Annotated in this window: 17 protein-coding genes and 1 pseudogene; 5 read left to right on the plus strand and 13 right to left on the minus strand. The window is 58.3% G+C overall.

Annotated elements, in window-relative coordinates:
- Positions 1-53: 53 nt before the first annotated feature.
- From mraZ to CARG_RS06540, 3 genes are all read right to left on the minus strand, one after another.
- On the minus strand, positions 54-485 hold the full coding sequence (gene mraZ, locus CARG_RS06530; protein ID WP_020976622.1) for a division/cell wall cluster transcriptional repressor MraZ: 432 nt from the start codon (positions 483-485) through the stop codon (positions 54-56).
- 455 nt (positions 486-940) lie between these two features.
- On the minus strand, positions 941-1,330 hold the full coding sequence (locus CARG_RS06535) for a DUF3040 domain-containing protein (protein ID WP_020976623.1): 390 nt from the start codon (positions 1,328-1,330) through the stop codon (positions 941-943).
- A gap of 146 nt (positions 1,331-1,476) precedes the next feature.
- On the minus strand, positions 1,477-2,019 hold the full coding sequence (locus CARG_RS06540; RefSeq protein WP_020976624.1) for an SAV_6107 family HEPN domain-containing protein: 543 nt from the start codon (positions 2,017-2,019) through the stop codon (positions 1,477-1,479).
- Between the two features lie 252 nt (positions 2,020-2,271).
- Between CARG_RS06540 and CARG_RS06545 the strand changes: the two genes are divergently transcribed.
- Complete coding sequence (locus CARG_RS06545) at positions 2,272-2,886, plus strand: GNAT family N-acetyltransferase (RefSeq protein WP_020976625.1); 615 nt, start codon at positions 2,272-2,274, stop codon at positions 2,884-2,886.
- On the opposite strand, the gene CARG_RS06550 is transcribed toward CARG_RS06545, so the two are convergent.
- Positions 2,883-3,884, minus strand: a complete 1,002-nt coding sequence (locus CARG_RS06550) for a methylenetetrahydrofolate reductase (protein WP_046203992.1) — start codon at positions 3,882-3,884, stop codon at positions 2,883-2,885. The two genes, CARG_RS06545 and CARG_RS06550, sit on opposite strands and share 4 nt — an antisense overlap.
- A gap of 169 nt (positions 3,885-4,053) precedes the next feature.
- On the opposite strand from CARG_RS06550, the gene CARG_RS06555 reads away from it, so the two are divergent.
- Positions 4,054-5,151, plus strand: coding sequence for a polyprenyl synthetase family protein (locus tag CARG_RS06555; protein ID WP_020976627.1), 1,098 nt, complete (start codon positions 4,054-4,056; stop codon positions 5,149-5,151).
- 5 nt (positions 5,152-5,156) lie between these two features.
- Complete coding sequence (locus tag CARG_RS06560) at positions 5,157-6,638, plus strand: alpha-(1->6)-mannopyranosyltransferase A (RefSeq protein WP_020976628.1); 1,482 nt, start codon at positions 5,157-5,159, stop codon at positions 6,636-6,638.
- On the opposite strand, the gene CARG_RS06565 is transcribed toward CARG_RS06560, so the two are convergent.
- Positions 6,607-6,972, minus strand: a complete 366-nt coding sequence (locus CARG_RS06565) for an Rv2175c family DNA-binding protein (RefSeq protein WP_234873358.1) — start codon at positions 6,970-6,972, stop codon at positions 6,607-6,609. The genes CARG_RS06560 and CARG_RS06565 overlap by 32 nt on opposite strands.
- A 44-nt stretch (positions 6,973-7,016) precedes the next feature.
- On the opposite strand from CARG_RS06565, the gene pknB reads away from it, so the two are divergent.
- Positions 7,017-9,224 (plus strand): Stk1 family PASTA domain-containing Ser/Thr kinase, encoded by a 2,208-nt coding sequence (pknB, locus tag CARG_RS06570; protein ID WP_020976630.1) that lies wholly within the window; start codon positions 7,017-7,019, stop codon positions 9,222-9,224.
- Between the two features lie 76 nt (positions 9,225-9,300).
- Here the strand turns inward: pknB and CARG_RS06575 are convergent, their stop codons facing one another.
- Both CARG_RS06575 and CARG_RS06580 read right to left on the minus strand, forming a co-directional pair.
- Complete coding sequence (locus CARG_RS06575) at positions 9,301-10,692, minus strand: class II 3-deoxy-7-phosphoheptulonate synthase (protein ID WP_020976631.1); 1,392 nt, start codon at positions 10,690-10,692, stop codon at positions 9,301-9,303.
- Positions 10,693-10,752: 60 nt separating this feature from the next.
- Positions 10,753-11,277, minus strand: a complete 525-nt coding sequence (locus CARG_RS06580; protein WP_020976632.1) for a polyadenylate-specific 3'-exoribonuclease AS — start codon at positions 11,275-11,277, stop codon at positions 10,753-10,755.
- 53 nt (positions 11,278-11,330) lie between these two features.
- Here CARG_RS06580 and CARG_RS09670 point away from each other — a divergent pair, with 53 nt between their 5' ends.
- Positions 11,331-13,562: a glycosyltransferase 87 family protein gene (locus tag CARG_RS09670; RefSeq protein ID WP_169733209.1), complete on the plus strand. Its 2,232-nt coding sequence runs from the start codon at positions 11,331-11,333 to the stop codon at positions 13,560-13,562.
- Positions 13,563-13,622: 60 nt separating this feature from the next.
- Here CARG_RS09670 and CARG_RS10500 read toward each other — a convergent pair.
- The 6 genes and pseudogenes from CARG_RS10500 to CARG_RS06610 form a co-directional block, all read right to left on the minus strand.
- Positions 13,623-14,633: pseudogene (locus tag CARG_RS10500) on the minus strand (acyltransferase family protein); the annotation flags it as partial.
- A gap of 4 nt (positions 14,634-14,637) precedes the next feature.
- A complete protein-coding gene (locus tag CARG_RS06590; RefSeq protein ID WP_020976634.1) occupies positions 14,638-15,369 on the minus strand; it encodes a lysophospholipid acyltransferase family protein in 732 nt (243 codons plus the stop codon).
- A gap of 27 nt (positions 15,370-15,396) precedes the next feature.
- Entirely contained in the window at positions 15,397-16,353 is a 957-nt protein-coding gene (locus tag CARG_RS06595; RefSeq protein WP_020976635.1) for an ROK family glucokinase, read from the minus strand.
- Positions 16,350-17,519: a glycosyltransferase family 4 protein gene (locus tag CARG_RS10380; RefSeq protein ID WP_020976636.1), complete on the minus strand. Its 1,170-nt coding sequence runs from the start codon at positions 17,517-17,519 to the stop codon at positions 16,350-16,352. Before CARG_RS10380 ends, CARG_RS06595 begins: the two co-directional genes overlap by 4 nt.
- Before the next feature lie 3 nt (positions 17,520-17,522).
- The gene (locus tag CARG_RS10385) at positions 17,523-18,575 is read right to left on the minus strand and encodes a C40 family peptidase (RefSeq protein ID WP_020976637.1); all 1,053 of its coding nucleotides are present in this window, start codon (positions 18,573-18,575) and stop codon (positions 17,523-17,525) included.
- A 171-nt stretch (positions 18,576-18,746) separates the two neighbouring features.
- Positions 18,747-19,355, minus strand: a complete 609-nt coding sequence (locus CARG_RS06610; protein WP_020976638.1) for a C40 family peptidase — start codon at positions 19,353-19,355, stop codon at positions 18,747-18,749.
- Positions 19,356-19,660: the final 305 nt, after the last annotated feature.

The following is a 19,660-nucleotide window of genomic DNA, read 5'->3' on the forward strand; positions in this document are numbered from 1 at the left end:
GTACATCAGCCGCTCACGCTCGAGCAGAGTTCCATCGCACGCCGATCAACGACTTACAACAGACCATCCAAAGCAACATCCTGGCCAGCAGAGAAAGCATCCTCCGTGGTCTCTTGGTACTGCTTCCACGCCTCGGCATCCCAGATTTCCAAGAAATCAACAGAGCCGATAACCACGCACTCCTTGCTCAGGCCCGCATACTCACGATGCCCGGGGGAAATGGTGATCCTGCCGTGCCCGTCAGGCCGCTGCTCATCCGCACTTGCTGCCAAGTTACGGATGAACGCACGCGCTTCCGGGTTCGACCGAGAAATAGCCGCAGCTTTTCTCGCCCGAGCAGCAAACTCCTCCCGCGGGTACACCGCAAGAGAGTGATCCTGGCCTTTTGTCACCATCAGGCCGCCGGCCAGTTCCTCACGAAACTTAGCCGGAAGGGTCAGTCGCCCCTTGTCATCGAGCTTCGGGTTATAGGTGCCCAAGAACATTGCGCACCCACCTTTCTTCTCGGCTGACGTCAGACACACGGGCTGCACTGTGGACGGTTATGTAGTTGTCAATCAGGGTGGAAAAGACACCAGTCCCAACCACTGCCCCCCACAATACCCCACTTTCCCCCACTTTCAACCCCAGCACACACATTCTGCAGGTTCACAGGCAACTTTCAGCAGAAGGACAGCCCCTGTAGACCCCGGTAAAAATCTAGCCACACCCCTTTTGAACAGGACTTTTAAAAAGAAAAAGGTAGTGCGGTGGGGCGCAGTGGGGCATTTTTCACACGGTGGGTGAAAAACCCCGGATCTACCCCCGTAGACCTCGCCAATCCGGGACTTTTTCCACGAATATGCCAATAAAAAGAGGCAAACAGCACGATGCTGTTTGCCTCTTTTCCCCACGATTGCTTACAAGTGGAGCAAAGTGGGAAAGCGCTAGCTGGGCCCGTCTAGTCGCGGTTGAAACGCTTGTAGAAATCTTCTTCTAAGGAGGAAGCCTTCTTGGATTTCGCAGGCTTGGAGGCGGAGTTCAACCGACGTTTCGATGTAGGGGTCGCCCCTCCCTGATTATTGGCCGACGATCCACGCACGAACCAAATCCCGGCAACGAACATGACGAGGAAACCGACTGCGCTCAAGATGAGGAAAAGTTGACTGGTTTTCACGAACGCGATACCGCCAACAAGCATGCACAAACCAAGAGCAAACAAGGCGATCGATCGCAAGGCAACCCCCGGCAGTGCCGGACCTTCGTCGATACGACCGAAATTGGGATCGTCTGCCATCAGCGACATTTCTATTTCACGAAGCGCCTGCTGCTCGCGGTCGGAAAGCGACACGATTCCTCCAAGTGAATCCAGGAACTAAATTTTTCTGGGATGGACGTGTGGCCCTCACAGGCCATCACACCCTTTTATACGCCTGTTTAACGTCCGACAGGCGGGTCAAGTTCCCGGAACCAACCTTCGTGACGTGTCTGCACAGCTTATGCAGCCACAGCCCACCCCACGGCGTTGTCAACATCGTCGACGAAGCTATCTACGGCTGCCAGCATCTCTGCCACAGCACTCTCGGTTAACTCCGGCCCCACCCCAAGGGTGGCACGCTTGCGGAGCACGCTAAAACGCTGGAATTCATCAGCCTGCTGAGCCTCGCACTCACCCAACAGGCGAAGCTGATCCCACGCATTTGTTGGCAGTCGCTTCTTGCGCGAGAGGGAACTGGCGGCAACCATAGCCCCAACGCATCGCAAGGCAGCTTGGTAAGCTAGTTCCACCGACATCTCGTAATTACCCAGGCCATGCTCTTTCTTGCCCTGACTCAGTAAGGTGTGAGCCTTCCACGCGAATAGTTCTGCGTCACTGAGCCGGCCGCTTCCGCGCACGCTTGCAGAAGCAACGCTGCTAGAGCTTTGACCTCGACAGCGCGCATGAGGCGTGACCATCGTCAACGTCGGCCCTTCAGATGCAGCGGACCGCCCCGGGAAAGTGTCGCTAGTGCCATTGGCGGTCTTTAGTGGTGCATTCATGTGACTGTCCCCTTTAACTAGGTGTTTAGCTTTAACTATGGGATGAATCTATAAAGTCCACCGGACAGTGGACAGCGAAAAACTTCGAACATTCGAACAGACCGAGGTGCTACGCCATAATAAAACGAGTTCACGTTCTCTTTCAGTAGCCCAGCAACTGTGCACAGCTGTTCTATTTTTCACTTTCCGTCGCGGCCACCGTCGCAAATTAGTACGCTCGGAAATGACACCCCCACAGCCCACGGAGCACCCATGCACTCACCCCAACGCCATCTAATCGACGGAACGGATTACTACTGGCGTTTCCTCCACCCCTCAGAATTCGCGGCCCACTGCGATGCACTCATCAGCATCTATAGCCAAGCAATGGGGTTGCCAGCCGAGAAATCCCGGCGCGCGTTCTGGCAACGATGCACCACTCATCCGGGGTTTTTGTCTGTCGCCGCGTTTTCGGAACAACACACCATCGGGGTGGCATTCGGATACCTGGCGGCTCCCACCGACAATTGGTACCGCCAAGTTCACTACGGATTAGTGGAACGCTCTGAGGCGCGACTAGATACGCAGCTGCGGTTCCCACAGTTATCCCATTACTTTGAACTGAGCGAAATCCACGTTCACCCTAAATACCAAGGCCACGGAGTGGGGCGCGCAATGCTGGTTGGTTTGTCCCAGAGGACTCAAGCTGAGGCAATCATGCTATCTACCCCAGAGGTCGAGGGCGAAAACAACAATGCCTTCGGACTCTACCGTCACCTGGGCTTTTACGATGTGCTTCGCGATTTCCACTTTCCCGGGGATCCACGCGCCTTCGCTATCCTTCGAGCGCAACTGCCGCTAAAGAGCGCAGCACCGGATAGCTGCTAGCGCACGGCGTCATGCCCCTGGTCCGGCCCCCAGGCCGGAGCCATGCCCAAATTGTGGAGGACCTCTTGTGTAGCCCGGGCGAAGTTGAGTGTCATGAAGTGCAGGTCCGGAGCTCCTTCGGAAATGAGCCTTTCAGCCATCTGCGTGGTTACCTCGATACCCACCTTGCGGACCTCTTCTGCTGCTTTGTCTGGATCACCTGCCGCTGCTCGCTCCAGCCGGCTTTCCAACCCCGCCGGCAGCTGCGCCCCTGACAGCTCCACCTGTCGACGCACCGAACGCAAACTCGTTATGGGCATCAACCCCGGAATCACCGGCTTCGAACCATGTTCCGGATCCGCTGCCGCCAAACGATCACGCAGGCGAAGGTAGTGCTCGACGTCGAAAAACATCTGCGTAATCGAATACTGCGCGCCAGCGCGTAATTTCGCGAGAGTATAGAAGGTGTCTTCCTCCAGGTCTTTCGCCCGGTAATGCCCCTCGGGGAAACTAGCGATACCCACCTCAAAGCGGGAGCATTCAGGTATCTGGCCAACAAGATCAATGAGCTCACTGGCGTAGCTCAATCCATCCTCGCAGGCCTGCCAATCACCCAGGGGATCCCCTGGCGGGTCCCCACGCAAAGCAAGCAAGTTTGTTAGCCCCTGCTCTGCGTATCCCTTGAGGATCTCCACCAATTCGTCAGTGCTGTGGTCAACGAGGGTCAGGTGCACCAACGTTGTGAGAGGTTGCTGCGTCAGCCTGTGTGCAATGCGGGCGGTCCGTTGGCGTGTGGATCCGCCCGCACCGTAAGTCACAGATACGAAGGCTGCTCCCAGGTCATGGAACGTTTCGGCGGCTCGCCACAGCCTGTTTTCCGCGGCGTCATCACGAGGGGGCATAAACTCTACAGAAAAAGGCACCCTACCCGGAGCCGGCAAGTTAATGGCCTGCAAGATGGGCAGCTGCAGCTGGGTTCGGGACTGACCGGAGGTCTGCTGGGCAAGGTTTTCGGACATAGCAAGTATGGTAGGAGGGAAAGAAGCGATGTACGTGAGCCACACCGACCAAGCTGTCTATAAAAACTAGCCCCCTTGGTCTGCTGCTTCGCGAGCGCCCACAGCTACCACACACCACACGTGCAGTCACGCCGAGTACGTCCACGAGGCCAAACTTAAAGGACAACACATGCGCACAACCCACAGCGACGACACAGCCACCCTGGTCGACACCATCAACAACGAACTACGAGCCTACCTCGACTCCAAAAACCAACAGCTCGGAAGCATCTCACCCCACGTCGCCAACTCCATCAACCTGCTCACACAATTCGCTACCAACGGTGGCAAACGCATCCGCCCACAATTTGCCTGGGCGGCCTACACGGGCCTCAAAAACACAACTGACGTCGCGCAAGAAGATGACGCCGCAGTATTGCGCGCCTTCACCGCACTCGAACTGATCCAAGCCTGCGCCCTCATCCACGACGACATCATCGACTCCTCCGACACCCGGCGCGGCAACCCAACCGTCCACAAAGCCGTCGAAACCAACCACCAAGACGCCCAACTACACGGATCTAGCCGCGCTTTCGGCGAAGCCGTCGCCATTCTAGTGGGCGACCTCGCACTCGCCTGGGCCGACGACATGCTCCGCGACTCCGGTGTCAGCGCCGATGGCCTATCGCGCATGTATCAGCCCTGGCAAGACATGCGATCAGAGGTTATCGCCGGGCAACTCCTAGATATCTGCCTAGAAGCCACCCGCGGAGAAGACGAGCGCGAATCGGAAAAAGTCAACCGCTACAAGACAGCTGCGTACACCATCGAACGTCCCCTGCATTTAGGGGCTGCGCTTGCCGGCGCTTCTGAGGAAGCCACCAGCAGGCTGCTGACATACGGGCGCGACATCGGCATCGCCTACCAGCTTCGAGACGACATGCTCGGTGTTTTTGGCGATCCCTCTGTCACTGGTAAGCCCGCCGGCGATGACTTACGCGAAGGCAAACGCACCGTGCTGTTTGCCAAAGCACTGTCGTGGGCAGACACGCACAATCCTGACGCCGCGTCACAACTGCGTGCAGGGCTCGGCACTGCCTCCACACCGGAAGACATCGCGCATTTGTCCGACCTCATCGCCTCCACCGATGCCGTGGAGCAAGTCGAGCAGCGGATCTCCGAGCTGACCACCAGTGGACTCAATGCCCTCGAATACCCAAGCATCCCCGAAGAACTACGCGCCACGTTGCGGGCACTAGCTAACCAAGCACTCGTGAGGAAGATGTAGTCCCCATGACCCCCGCCACTGATACTCGCTGGGAGCACCTCGCGCGCCTGCGCGATTCCATAAACCCCCGCACGCTCGGGCTCATCGGCGCCGTGGCTATCACCCTCGGCAGCTTCGGTGGCGGGGCTATTCGCTACCGCGGCGGAGTCCTCGACGCACTCGGCCTACGATTCTTCAGCTACGGGCACGGTGCAGGATTCTCCAACGTATTGTTTTTCATCGGTACTGCCGCGCTCATTGCCGCGTGGATCATCCTCGGGTATCGCATACGCACCACCAGCGTGGCGCTCCGCGAGATCAACCGCACCCTCGCCGCATGGGTTGCTCCGCTAGCGCTCGCCGCCCCCATGTTCAGCCGCGACGTCTACTCGTACCTCATGCAAGGGGCCATGCTGCGCGACGGCTTCGATCCGTACACCGAAGGCGCAGCTGTTAACCCCGGGCCACTGTTGCTCGAGGTCAGCCACGACTGGCGCAACACCACCACCCCCTACGGTCCTCTCCACCTGTGGCTGGGCGAAGGAATCACCAGCATCAGCGGCGACAACGTCACCCTTGGCGTCCTTCTATACAAAATTGTGTCTCTCGCGGGCTTTATCGCTATCTCCTGGTCCATCCCCAAAATCGCCCAACATCTGGGCGCTAATCCCACATGGGCGCAGTGGATCGGCGTGGCCAACCCCGTGATGATCTTCCACCTCGTCGGTGGCATGCACAACGAATCCGTGATGGTCGGGCTCGTCAGCATCACCATCTATCTTGCTCTACGCCGGCACACACCCGTCGTCCTGCTCGGCGCCGCCATCGCGCTCAAAGCAACCGCAATTATCGCCCTGCCCTTCCTCGTTTGGATCGAAACCCACCGACTATCCAACAAACACGGAATCCACCCCGTTGTCGCCTTCATCATCAGCGGCACCTGGATGACGGCCATCACCGTCGCCACCATAGCCATCATTACCCGCCTATCCGGCTCCTCATGGGGATGGGTCAGCCAACTATCCGGCAACTCAAAAGTGATTAACCCCCTAGCGCTACCCACACTAGCCGCCGACATCATCACCGCGAACGGCAAATACATAGACGAAAACATCCCCTACAACACGATCCTGTCCACCACTCGAACCATTGGCATGATCGCCATGCTCCTGGGCCTCGTCATCGTCTGGTGGCTAGCAAGAAAAACAGAACTAGGCGCCATCCGAGGCACCGCCGCAGCCTACACCGTAGCGGTGCTGTTCAACGCCGTCACCCTCCCCTGGTACTACGCCAGCCTCATCTCCCTCTACGGCGTCGTGAAACCCGGAGAAAAACTGCAACGCGTCATGATCGCGACGTCATTGTTTGTTGCGTGGGAATTCGCTGGAAGCGGCAACCACAAGCTCTACGACCTCCCCTGGGTCGCACTATCAATCGTACTATCGATCGCCGCAGTCAAGGTAGTTTACAGCGGGACTAGAAAGCCATCGCCTGTGCCCGCCGCATAACCTCCCGAGCCAAATGCCCATGCACAGCATCAATCGGGCGGCCCGGCAAAGAATCATCCTCCGTGAACAGAAACTCCAGGATTTCCTCCTCTGTGTATGAACCATCCAGGAGAAGCTTGATCACGCCTGGGACAAAGCGATTCAGCTGACCATCCTCATTGAAATAGCGCGCGGGCAGATAACGAACCCCATCTTTACGCACAGCGATCATGTCGCGATCACCCAAATGCGCCATCACGCGCGTCACCACAACCCCCATGCGCTCAGCGGCATCAGGGACGGTAATCACGGGCTCATCAACGGGAAGAACAGAAACATCAGGTGTAGAAGTCACAACGCACATACTACCCAGTCCACCCGCCGCATATACTTGAGCGCATGTCCACGCGAGAACAACTGTACCCAGGTGACCTCCTCGACGACCGCTACCGCATTGAAGCACCCATTGCCGCGGGAGGAATGTCCACCGTCTACCGGTGCGTTGACCTGCGCCTAGGCCGACACGTCGCCGCCAAAGTGATGCACGCGGACTACGCAGACAATCCCGTGTTCCGCAGCCGCTTCCGCCGCGAAGCCCGCTCCATGGCGCGACTATCCCACCCCAACCTGGTCAACGTCTACGACAGTGTCATGGGTGAACAAGACAGCGGCGAGCCCGTCTTCCTGGTCATGGAACTCATCACCGGCGGCACGCTACGCGAACTCCTCGACGAACGCGGCCCCATGCCACCTCATGCCGCGATGTCGGTCATGCGTAGTGTCCTCACCGGCCTGGCCGTCGCCCACGAGGCAGGCATGGTACACCGCGACATTAAACCCGACAACATCCTCATCAACGGCGACCACACCGTTAAACTAGCTGACTTCGGCCTCGTGCGCGCAGCCGACCACGCCGCCACTGAAATCATCGGCACCGTCTCCTACCTCTCCCCCGAGCAGGTAGAAGGGGCAGACATCGGCCCCGCCAGCGACGTCTACTCGGCCGGCATTGTCCTCTACGAACTACTCACCGGCGGCATCCCCTTCGACGAAGGCGACCCCACCGACCGCGCGTTCGCCCGCCTCAGCGAAGACGTCCCCGCCCCCTCTGGCCAGATCGCCGGTGTTCCGACCCTGATCGATGCGCTCGTAGCCACCGCAACCGCACGCGACGTCAGCAATCGATTCTCCGACGCGGGGGAATTCCTCGCTGCCATTAATGACGTCGCGGAGGAACTACAGCTGCCCGCATTTAACGTTCCCATTCCGGAACACGCCGCGGCGCATCGCTCATTCGAGCAAGCAGAAAACACCGATCTTCTGACCGGTGTACTCAACAACACCGGGGTTCTACCGGCCGTGCTTGCAGCACCCGTCCACGCGTCCAAACCCACCGACACGCAAGTCTGGGAGGGACCACTTGTTGCGCCACCGCCGCCTGCACACTACGAGCAGGACCACCAAGACGCACCCGTCGACACTTACGACGAGCAGTACGAACAGCAGAATTATGCTCCCGGCAAGCCCGTGTCCAACCGCTCTGGCTGGAAAATCGCACTGTGGTCAGGACTCATCACTGCACTCATCGCAGCTGTTGCACTCGGCGGTTGGTGGTTTGGATCCGGCCGCTACGGGGAAGTCCCGCAGATCATCGGCATGGGCCAAGCCCAAGCCGTGACAACCATCGAACAGGCTGGTTTTACCGCCACAACCAGCCAGGAATACAGCGACGACATACCCGCCGAGCAGATCATCGGCACTCAACCCCCCGGCGGCGAACGCATCCCGAAAGGCAGCAACGTCGCCATTCGTCAATCTCTAGGGCAACCTGCCGTCCCTGAGATCCCTGCCAGCGGCAGTGTTCAAGACTTTCGAGGCCTCGCCTCGGAGCGCACGCTAGGGCTTCGAGTTGGAGAAGAGGAATACTCCGACTCCGTGCCCGCCGGGCAGATTTCGAGCACCCAGCCAAGCCCTGGGACTGTTGTGGCTACGCACAGCACCGTCACAGTGCACCTCAGCAAGGGGCCAGCACCAATCAAAGTACCTAAGCTCGCAGGGCTCAGCCAAGATAAGGCCCGAGATGCGCTGGAAAAGGCTGGGCTCAGGGTTCGGAAGGTCATCCCCGAATTCGACCAGAAGATCAAGAAGGATCACGTTATCCGAACCAGCCCCGATTCCAATGCTGAACTGCGGCGCGGTGATGAAGTTGATCTCTACGTGTCGACAGCCCTGGAGGTTCCGGATCTCAAAGACAAGACCCTCGATGAGGCCCGACGCATACTCGGCGACGCCGGCCTGACCGTCGGCACGGTCACTACAGACGAGGAGGCAACGAGCCGCAACGGCCAGGCGGTTGTCAAAACTGCGCCAGCTGCCGGCAAACTTATTGATCCCGAGTTCAATACCGTCGACCTTGTGATGAACGGAAAGGTTATTGTCCCATCGCTCATGGGTAAAAAGGTCAGCGAAGCGGAAAGCACCCTACTGGACATGGGCTTGAACGTCGATATCGATGGTAAGGACAACGCCGTCGTGTATAGCCAGAGCCCGAAGGCAGGTTCGAAGGTCGCTGTCGGGACCACGGTGACTATCAAATCCATCGGTTAGCGCCAGAGCACCTTAGAAAGCACATCGCCCCACCTGTTCAATTTCAGGTGGGGCGATGTGCTTTGAGGGAAAAACCCTAGCGGTTGCGAAGCATCTCCGCAACCAAGAAGGACAGCTCCAGCGACTGCTGAGTGTTCAAACGGGGATCACACGCAGACTCGTAACGGCCGGGCAAATCAATATCAGTGATGTCTTCTGCACCACCCAAGCACTCGGTGACGTCTTCGCCAGTGAACTCGATGTGGATGCCACCAGGGTGGGTACCCAACGCACGGTGCACTTCGAAGAAGCCCTGAACCTCGTCAATGACCTTGTCGAAGTGGCGGGTCTTGTACCCGTTCGAGGACGTGTGGGTATTGCCGTGCATGGGATCAGACTGCCAAATCACCTTGTGTCCGGACGCCTCCACAGCCTCGACGATCGGGGGCAGAACGTCACGAACCTTGTCGTGGCCCATGCGGGCGACCATTGTCAGGCAGCCGGGCTCGAAATTCGGGTCGAGCTTGTCGGCGTAGGCGACGGCCTCTTCCGGGGTGCACGTCGGGCCAATCTTGATGCCGACCGGGTTGGAGATCAGTGCGGCCAGGTTGACGTGGAAGTCATCGATGCCACGAGTGCGCTCCCCTACCCACACTTGGTGGGCGGAGAGGTTGAATAGCTCAGTTTCGCCGACCTCATTCTGCGCAAGCCGCAGCATGGCACGTTCGTAGTCGACCAGGAGCGCCTCGTGGGAGCAGAAAATGTCAGCACGGCGCAGGTTGTGGTCTGCAACCCCGCAGGCCTCCATGAATTTCAGGCCTGCTTCGATTTCCTCTGCGAGGTTTTCGTAGCGGGCACCTGCGGGAGAGTTTGCAACGAACTCGCGGTTCCACTCGTTGAGGCGGTGGAGGTCCGCGGTGCCCGAACCCGTCAGTGCACGGACGAGGTTCATCGCTGCGGAAGAGTTCGCGTAGGCACGGACCATGCGTGCCGGATCGTGACGCCGCGATTCCGCATCGGGTTCCACACCGTTGACGATGTCGCCACGGTAATTCGGCAGACCGTTTTCGTCTAGGTCAGAGGAACGCGGCTTGGCGTACTGGCCGGCGATACGGGCCATCTTGACCACGGGGGTGGATGCACCGTAGGTCAAAACAACTGCCATCTGCAGCAGGGTTTTGATGTTGGCGCGAATGTGCGGTTCGGTGTTTGATTCGAAGGTTTCGGCGCAGTCGCCGCCTTGCAGCAAGAATGCTCGACCTAGCGCTACCTCTTTAAGCTGCTTTTTCAGCTCAAGGATTTCTGGCGCGACGACGATCGGCGGGACCGACTCTAGAATATTGCGGACAGTGTCTGCCTGCTTGCGATCCCAGCTGGGCTGCTGCTTGGCGTCACGTGCCACGACATCTTCGAAACGTTCCTGAATGCCACTGGGTAGTGGGGGAAGGTCCGGAAGCTCTTCAACGGGGATATCTACTGTCCAACTCACAGGTTATTTTTACCACAGGGCATATAATCTGCTGCCCTTAGGGCAGGTTGGGCACTGGGACTAAACCCACTTGGACTTCACACGGTTACGGGAGTCAAGGGGCATTGCGTTGTTGCAGGCTTGGAACTTCGCGAGATTATGTCGGGCATCGACGAGTGCGTCATGGTTGCCGTCGGGAATGGGCGGCAGTTCGGGTTTGCCTGCCATCTCCCATAGTTGCTTGAGCTCGCGTGTGTACCTCGGTAGTTGCTTGGGCAGGCCACGCATGTCCCCCCAGAGTTGTGCCAGCAACACGTGGTCGTAGGCCCCCACCCATGCCCACAGTTCGATGTGTTTGCCATCGTCGGCTGCGAGGAGGAATTCAAGCAGGCGTTCGCGGATGGCGTCGTTGTTCATCCAGCAGGATTCACTGGGGTTGGGCAGCTGGTTGAGGACGTGGGTTTTCACCCAGGAGTTTGCTTTGCTTGCGTCAAAATCCGTTGACACCGCGTAGAACTCTCGGTCGTCTTCGGCGACGACCCCAATGGACACAAGGTCGATGGTTTTGCCATCTTCGATAAATTCGGTGTCGTAGAAGTAGCGCACACCATCACTGTAGTTGAAGGGGCCTGGGTGTCGACCCAGTAGACTCTATGTTCATGAGGATTATTCCCCAGGCGTCGTATCGACGTGGCGCCATGGTTGTTTCTTTGGCTTTGGTGCTGTTATTCATGTTGCCCTTCACGTTGAATCTGACGGGCGATATGTCGGAGCATCTATTGAAGTACCACATCGATATTGATGTTTACCGCGAGGGCGCACGCTCTTTGCTGGCTGGGGAAAACATTTATACACGGGATTTCCAGGTTGGCGGCATCATGTTGCCGTTTACCTATCCCCCGTTGGCTGCGATGCTGTTTACTCCTCTGGTGTTGCTTCCGGTCAATATCGGCTCGGTAATCCTTAACGGGCTGACGTTGTTGGCCTTGTGGTGGTGCATGGTTGTCGTGTTGGGTGCGGCTACGCGCTTGCCTTTGTCTGATTGCCGTTTGCTTGCGCTCATGGTGCTTCCTGTGGCTATTGTGTGCGACCCGGTGCGTGAGACTTTGGGTTTCGCGCAGGTCAACGTGCTTCTTATGGCCTTGGTGATTGCTGACACTTTGCGTCCGCGCAGCCGTGTTCCCCGGGGGTTATTTATCGGTTTGGCTGCGGCCATCAAACTGACACCTGCGGTGTTCGGGCTATTTTTCTTGCTCAAGCGTGACTGGCGTTCGGCAATTCAGACAGCCGTGTTTGGTGTCGGTTTTACGGCGCTGGCCTGGCTTATACGCCCAGATGTATCGAAGGAATATTGGTTTAACACCTTGCGGGATCCGTCCCGTATTGGCGGGTTGGCTTATTCGACTAACCAATCTTTCCGCGGTTTGTTTGCGCGTTTGTTCCCGGGGGATGAGGACCTGCAGCAGACCTTGTGGAAGGTCGCGGTTGTCCTCACTATTTGCGCAGCATCCTTCGGGATGGTGCGTTTGCTGCGCGCGGGTAATGCTGTTGGTGCGCTGCTGGTCAATTCGTTTGTCGCGGCTCTGTGTTCGCCTGTGTCGTGGACGCACCACTGGACCTGGTTGATCCCTTTGGTGTTACTGCTTGTGGTGTCTGCTTTCCAGCCTGGAAGCGAGCGTGTACGCGGGTTAGCGGGCGGTTTCGCGGTGATCATTTTCTCGACGATGATTGTTGTTCCGTTCTTCGTCCTCCCCCACGCCAATGACCGCGAAATCTATTGGCCATTGAGCAGCCAGTTTATTGGCAGCGCCTACGTGTTCATCGCAATCGCTTTGGTGATCGTGGCGTGCACGTGCCCCACGGTGTTTGGCCGTGGGGCTGATGTGCCCGCCCGCCCCGAGTTGTTTTTCACCAATGACGTCGCGTCGCGCGTTGCCTCACGGGCGTTTGCTGTGTGCACGTGGCTGTTGGTTGTGTGCCTGCTGCGTCTTGTGTTGATCAAATCCGATAGCGCCGACAGTAGTTTCACCTTGGCCTACCAGACCTGGTTCCAGCAATTCCTGGGTGCCTCGCAACGGGTGTTCGCTGGTCTGCCGGTCTACGGCGGATATATTGAGCACGATTTTGTGCACTACGTCTACACCGTCACCCCCGCCGGCACTTTCGTGCTTGGTGTTCTTGCTCTTCTGGGAGAAACCGCAGCCACAGTTGTGTGGACAGCCGTCAGCGTTGCTTCCCTAGTCCTGGCCGCCTACGCCCTGCAACGCGGCGTCATTAATTCCTCCGAACCGGTGATTAACACAAGCGTCGGCTTTATCACGGCGATGATGCTCACGCTGATCCCCGTCCTCAACGCAGTCAATGACGGGCACATCGTGCTGCTGGTACTGGCAGCCGCGATATCGGACATCTACCTGCTGCGCACCAGTCGTTTTGGTGGCATCGCTACCGGTGTGGTGGCTGCGATGGCGGCGTGGCCAGCGGTGTTGATCATCGTGCTGCCCACGTGGGCGTCGAAAATGCGCGCCGCGATGGTAGCTGGTTTCGCCACCATCATTGCGCTGGCAATCGACCCCCAACTCACCCGCGACTGGATCCGTGCACTGGCACTACCCATGGATAACGCCAACACGCTCATCGGTGCCGGCGCAATGGTGGTATTCGTACTGCTCGCTGTGCTCCTTCGCAACAACGCAACACTACGCCCCCTAGTTCTGCTGGGGCTTCCCATGGCCCTGTTCGGTGGCTTTGCGGCCTGGCCTGCGCTACTAACCCTGTGGGCTCCGCTGGCTATCGTCGGCGTGCTGATGCTCGTGCGCTTCCTTATCGAAGCGTCCACCACTCCCGCGGCCACCGAGGCGCTCACGCAACCCAGCGACCTCATCCAATAGCTGCGGCGGCACCACAACCCAGCCCAGCACCGGAACCTTGGACCACAGCCACACAAAATACGAGCCCGCCGCGCACAGAACAAAACAAATGCACGACCACAACAGCGGGTTATCAGGATTATCCCGGTTCAACACATAAATGTCATAGCGATAAAACAGCGTGTTAAACACAAACGTCATCGCCAACGGGTGCCCCAGATAAATCACCAAAGTGTGACTGCCAACAAACTGCAAAGGTCGCGCCACCGCCGGAACCAACGACAATATACGGGCTACTGCAATGGCCAAAGGGATAATCAACAACTGGCTAAACAAGCGCCCAATGAGACCGCTAGCCAGAGGATCCGCCGCATAGTTCCATACAGCCCAATCGTGGTACGGCAAACCACTGTCGGTATGCCATACGCCATGGGTAAGCATCCAAAAACCCAGGGCCCCCAAGCCAACCGTCGGAACAATAGCCGTCCACCGGAACGTATGCTCCGACAACCACGTAAAAGCTGGTTTGATCCGCGCACCAGCCACAAACATCGGCAAAAACAACATGGTGTTGTACACGATCGGTGTTGATTGTTCGTGCACCATCAGCAAGCCAAGTGGGGCGAAAGACACGACCATCGCCAACCAAGCCGGCAGCCTGCGAGTGATCCACAAGATACAGGTGCAGATCACCAAACAGTACAAAAACCAGTACACACTATCGCCGGCGATAGCCATATGCGGGAGAGTTTCTAGATCTTTAGGATCCAGCCCGGGGTACTTCATCAGAATTTCGTTGCGCTTCAGCCGCGCTTCGAAAAGGGAGAAAAATGCATACGGCACTGCGAAAAACCACAGCCTGCGGAAGATCAGGTCACGCAGATTAAACCGTAGAAGCTTTACACCAAAGTAGCCACTAATGACAAAAAATAAAGGCAGCCGGATGGGGCCAAGATAATAGTTCAGCGCTGCTAGAAAAGTGTCCTTGCCTCCGGGCACGTCAATGCTGACGTACAAAATCACCAGGCCAAGGATGGCCACTCCCCTAGCAACGTCCGGCCAAACAAGACGCTGTCGTGCTGGGGTTGGCATAAAGCTAGAGCTCGGCTCCCTCAGGGTAGCCCTTGCCGGCCGCAAGGCTTTCCTTCACATCTGCGGCATACATATCAACGTATGCCCCTCCCGTAAGCTCCACCAGTCGCTGCATCACATAATCAGTGAGCACACGCGCGGCCTCATGGGACTCCGGATCCAGCCCCTTGGACTCCACATAAGCGCGCGGATCGATAGGTTCCCCCGCAATCACACCAACGCGAACCGGGCGGGGAATCCAGCTACCAATCAGATTAGCCTTCCGGCTACCAATCATCGCAATGGGAACAATCGGCACTCCGGTATCCAACGCAATATGGGCCATGCCCGTCTTGCCACGGTACAAACGGCCATCCGGGGAACGAGTGCCCTCGGGATAAATACCCAACAGATCCCCCTCGAGCACCACACGCTTGCCGGATTCCATCGCGGCACGCGCGGCGTCACCACTGGAACGATCAATCGGGACCTGACCAGCAGAGGTGAAAAACCAACGCTGGGCCTTACCAACCAGGCCGGTACCCGTGAAATATTCCTGCTTAGCCAAGAAAGTAATCTGGCGCTTGCACAACAACGGCAGGAAGAAAGAATCCATCACCGATTGATGATTCGAAGCAAGAATTGCACCACCGTGGTCTGGGATATTGTCCAACCCCCGAGAGTACGGACGGTTGTATACCCGAAGAGCGGGGCCGAAAAGGACGTTCTTGAAAACCCAGTACCACTTGTTATGCATAGTCATTGTTCCTTCAGCCCTGTTCCTTTAACCCTCGTGAACCCTCGTGCCGGCCGCCAAATGTGCGACCCCGATCATACCTGCCTCGGCGCCTAATTTTGCCGTTTTAACACTAGCGTGCGGACGGTGTGCGCTACCCACAGGGGTGCGCAAGTAGCGCTCGTACGCCCGGGAAAGGTAGAGCTCCGATCGGGTACTCACACCACCACTGAGCACGATCAACTCAGGGTCGATGACATCCCCGACGATGCCCAAACCAAGGCCCAACCAGTCCGCAAACTCGCCGACAGCGTGAACACCCAACGGGTCGCCGGCCTCCGCGGCGTCAAAAATGGTGTGCCCGGTGACTTGGCCGGGGGCACGCATACATGTTTGAGCCAGCGGACTGTCGAAGTTGGAGGCATTTTCCATCGCCGTGGTCACCAGTGCGGTGCCGGAACAATAACGCTCCAAGCAGCCGGTCTTTCCGCACGCACAGGGCCTACCGTTGGGCACCACTTGCAGGTGCCCATATTCTGGCGCGGTGCCGTACGCGCCGCGAAACAGGGTGCCGTCGATCATGATCGCACCACCGATGCCCGTGCCGAGCGAGAACAGAGACCATATGCGGGCCCCACGCGCCGCACCAAAGATGTATTCGCCCCACGCTGCCGAATTGGCGTCGTGTTCCAAGGTCACTGGCATATCGAGTGCCGCTTCGAGCACCTGCTTGACATTGCGATCACGCCACGGCAAATGGGGGGCAAAGCGCACCGTGCTGCATTCTGCATCGAGGAATCCCGCCACGGCAACACCAATGGCTTGCACATTGTGCTCGCGCTGTAGTTTTTGGGTGATGCTGATGATTCCTTGCTCAAGCCCCTCGGCTGTGCGCGGGGTCGGGATGGCGTGCATATCGATAATGTGCCCGTGGGCGTCTACCACCCCGCCGCGCAGGTTGGTGCCCCCAATGTCGAAGCCAATAGTGACGCTGCCTGTGTTCATTTTGTGCTGCTCCTGGGGTCGCTGGGCATGTGGAGGAATTGGCGAAAGGTGACTGCCCGTTGCTCCCATGACCATTGGTCTTCCATTGCTTCGCGGCCCGCACGTCCATACTGTGTGCGTAGCTCCGGGTCGTCCAGCAGTTGCCTCAGCCTGTTAATGACGTCGCGGGGGTCTCGGCCGTCAACCACGAATCCGGTGCGCCCGTGATCCACTGTTTCCGGTGCGCCGCCTGATTTACCTGCGATTGCGGGGATGCCGCAGGCCTGTGCTTCGAGGTATACGATACCCAGGCCTTCAACATCAAGACCTTTGCCACGCGTTCTGCATGGCATGGCGGCGACGGTTGAGGCCGCGAGTATCTCAACCATGTCACTAAAAGGCTGCCGGCCCAGCAACCGGATGTTGCTTTTGGCGCTGCTGGCCTCGCGGCGTCGTGACAGGTTTGATCCGTAAGGGCCTTCGCCGATGATGAGCAACTGAGCATCCGGGTGGGTTCGCACAATCTCTGGCCACACGTCTATGAGGATGTCTTGACCTTTGCGTTTCACCAAACGTGACACGCAGGTCACCAATGGAGCGTCGGGCGGAAGTCCGTGCTGCGCGCGTACTCTTAGGACGTCCTGTTTATCAAGCGGCCGGAAAGTGTGGAGGTCCACGCCTGAAGGCAAAGCACACCATTCGGGACCACCGAACGCGGTGTCAAGGCGCCCGCGGGTGTAGTTGGAAATGTAGCTCAAGGTATCGACGCTGCGGCCGATGCGCCTAAGGACCTGACGTGCGCCTGGCAGCATAGACCAACCGACTTCGTGCCCATGTGTGGAGGCGACAACTCTGCTTGCCCCTGCTGCCCGTGCCGCGGGCGCGAGGACAGCCAGAGGTGCTGCCGCAGGAAACCACACGGTGTCGATGTCGTACTCGGTGATAATCGACTGCATGCGCTTGCGCAGCCGTAAGGTCGGCAACATGACCCGTACTGGGTAGCGGATAGCGGTGATGTTCGCTGCTAGCTGCCGATCGTATTCTGCAGCTTCTTCGGCGTTTTGGGTTGAGGCCAGAACATAGACCTCTACCCCACTGCCATCGAGGGTTGCTAGGAAATCACGAACGTAGGACTGGATCCCGCCAACCGTGGGCGGGTAGTCGTTGGTGACGACAAGCAGCCGCATGGTTTAGTAGCGCCGCGCCCCGTAGAACGGCATGGAGTCCATGGGAACAACCTGCACGGGGATGCCGTAGTCGCTGGCATGCAGGATCATACCGTTGCCCGCGTAAATACCGACGTGTGTTGCACCCGGGTAGAAGCCGACGACGTCGCCGGGCTGCAGCTGGTCTCTACTGACGGGGATACCGCCGGACATTTGTGCTTGAGAGGTCCGGGGAACAGAAATACCCTGCTGGGCGTAGGACCAGACGACCAAACCGGAACAGTCGAATACGTTCGGGCCGGTAGCGCCCCAACCGTAGGGCGAGCCGATCTTGGTCATGCCCGCTTCCAACGCGGACATGCCTTGGGGGTTCGCCCCAACCAGGCCGGCCAGCGTGTAGTCGGCGGGGCCGTTCTTTTCGCGCCAGCGCTGACGGTCCTGGGGCGACAACGCATCGACGGCCTGCTTGATTTCTTCGGTGCGGGCCTTGAGCTCTTCTTGCTGCTTTTCCAAATCTTCACGACGCTTACGCAGTTCTGCGGCCTGGTATTCGGCTTCGGCAACGGCCGACGCGGCGTCATTGAGAGCATCAGCGTTTGCGCGTGCAGCATCGTGCAGCTGCGCAACGGTGTTTTCGGTTCGACGCTCTAGTGCGCTGATGTAGGCAGCGCGGTCAATAGCGTTCTGGGGGTTTTCCGCAGAGATCACATTAGTGATGGGGTCAATGGTTGCACCGCGGTATTTCACTTGCGCGATCTTGTTGACGTCGCCTTGATGCATCACGACCGCGTCCCGGGACTGTTCGGCGCGGGCGCGGGCCTCATCGACGTTGGCGTTGAGCACCTCGATGTCTTTTTCCTTGGCTTCGAGGTCGACCTCGAGCTGCTTAACCAATTCGGTCTTGGCTTCAGCGTCTCGGGAGATCTCTTCCATTTTGGAGATGAGCTCGTCTACCGGATCCGGGTCTGCCAAAGCTAAGGGGCTTGAGCTGAAGGCCAGTGCCAAAACTGAAACTGTGGCGACAGCACAGCGGCGGATCCTGCGCTTGGCGTCATGCGTGGCGTTTCCACTATTCACGATGCTACTGGTCTTTCTACGGAAGAACTTTTTAACCGTTTAACTATAGACCCGTTTACGCCGAGGGTTTTAAAAGCCCAGTAGGGGTGAAACGGCTGTGACAAATGTGAAAACCGGGACGTCCGCCAAAACGAATGTCCCGGTTGAAAGGATCTTTAACTATGCAGGCTTTTAGAAACGGACCGCAGAGTGGAAGGGCATGTAGTCCAGGGAAGACTCGGACAACGGGGTGCCCTCGTTGATCGCGTGGATAACTGTGCCGTGGCCGGTGTAGATGCCGACGTGGGATGCACCGGAGTAGAAGGCGACGATGTCACCGGGGCGAAGAGCCTCGCGGGACACCGGGGTGCCCTGCGCAGCCTGCGCGTAGGAGGTACGCGGGATGTGCTTGCCGACCTGAGCGTAGGCCCAGGAGGTGAGGCCGGAGCAGTCGAAGGCGTTGGGGCCCGTAGCGCCCCACACGTAGGGAGCACCGATCTTGGAGGCTGCGGCATTCACGATGGACTGGCCCGAACCGAGATCGGAGGAGCCGAGCGCAACGTAGGGAGCGGCAGCGGCCTGTCCCTGGAGGCCGGGGACGTACTGAGCAACGCCGGGAATGGCGGCGAGGTTCGGGACGTTTTCGAGGCCTGCAACCTCGAAGCGGATGTCGGTGTTAGGAACAACGACCTCTGCGGCCTGTGCGGGCTGGGTCAACGCTGCGGCAGCGCCGAGGGTGACGGCGGATGCGACAGCGGTACGACGCACCACGTTGTCATTGCGACGGCTATGCTTTCCCACGAATGAATCTCCAACTTCTCGAAAACTTCTTAAAGAGGCCCAACGGTTGAGCCCCACGTTTTTCGGTTATGTTTTATGTTTCTGTCTTGGGGGTTAACCCTGGGCCGGCGGGTGCCAGCCCGTGAAGGTCTCAATTAGGTTACGAAATTGCAACGGCCCGTGTCTAACGAAACGCCCAACCCCGGCCCGTTACCATCCCGTTACACTCCCGTGACGAACGGTTTATCAGCGTTTCTTAAGGTTTACAACGCACACCAACAGCATGAACAGTGCAAAATTTTTAAGGTCTGACCTGCACAGACGCC

The sequence above is a fragment of the Corynebacterium argentoratense DSM 44202 genome, from assembly GCF_000590555.1.
Lineage (GTDB): Bacteria > Actinomycetota > Actinomycetes > Mycobacteriales > Mycobacteriaceae > Corynebacterium > Corynebacterium argentoratense.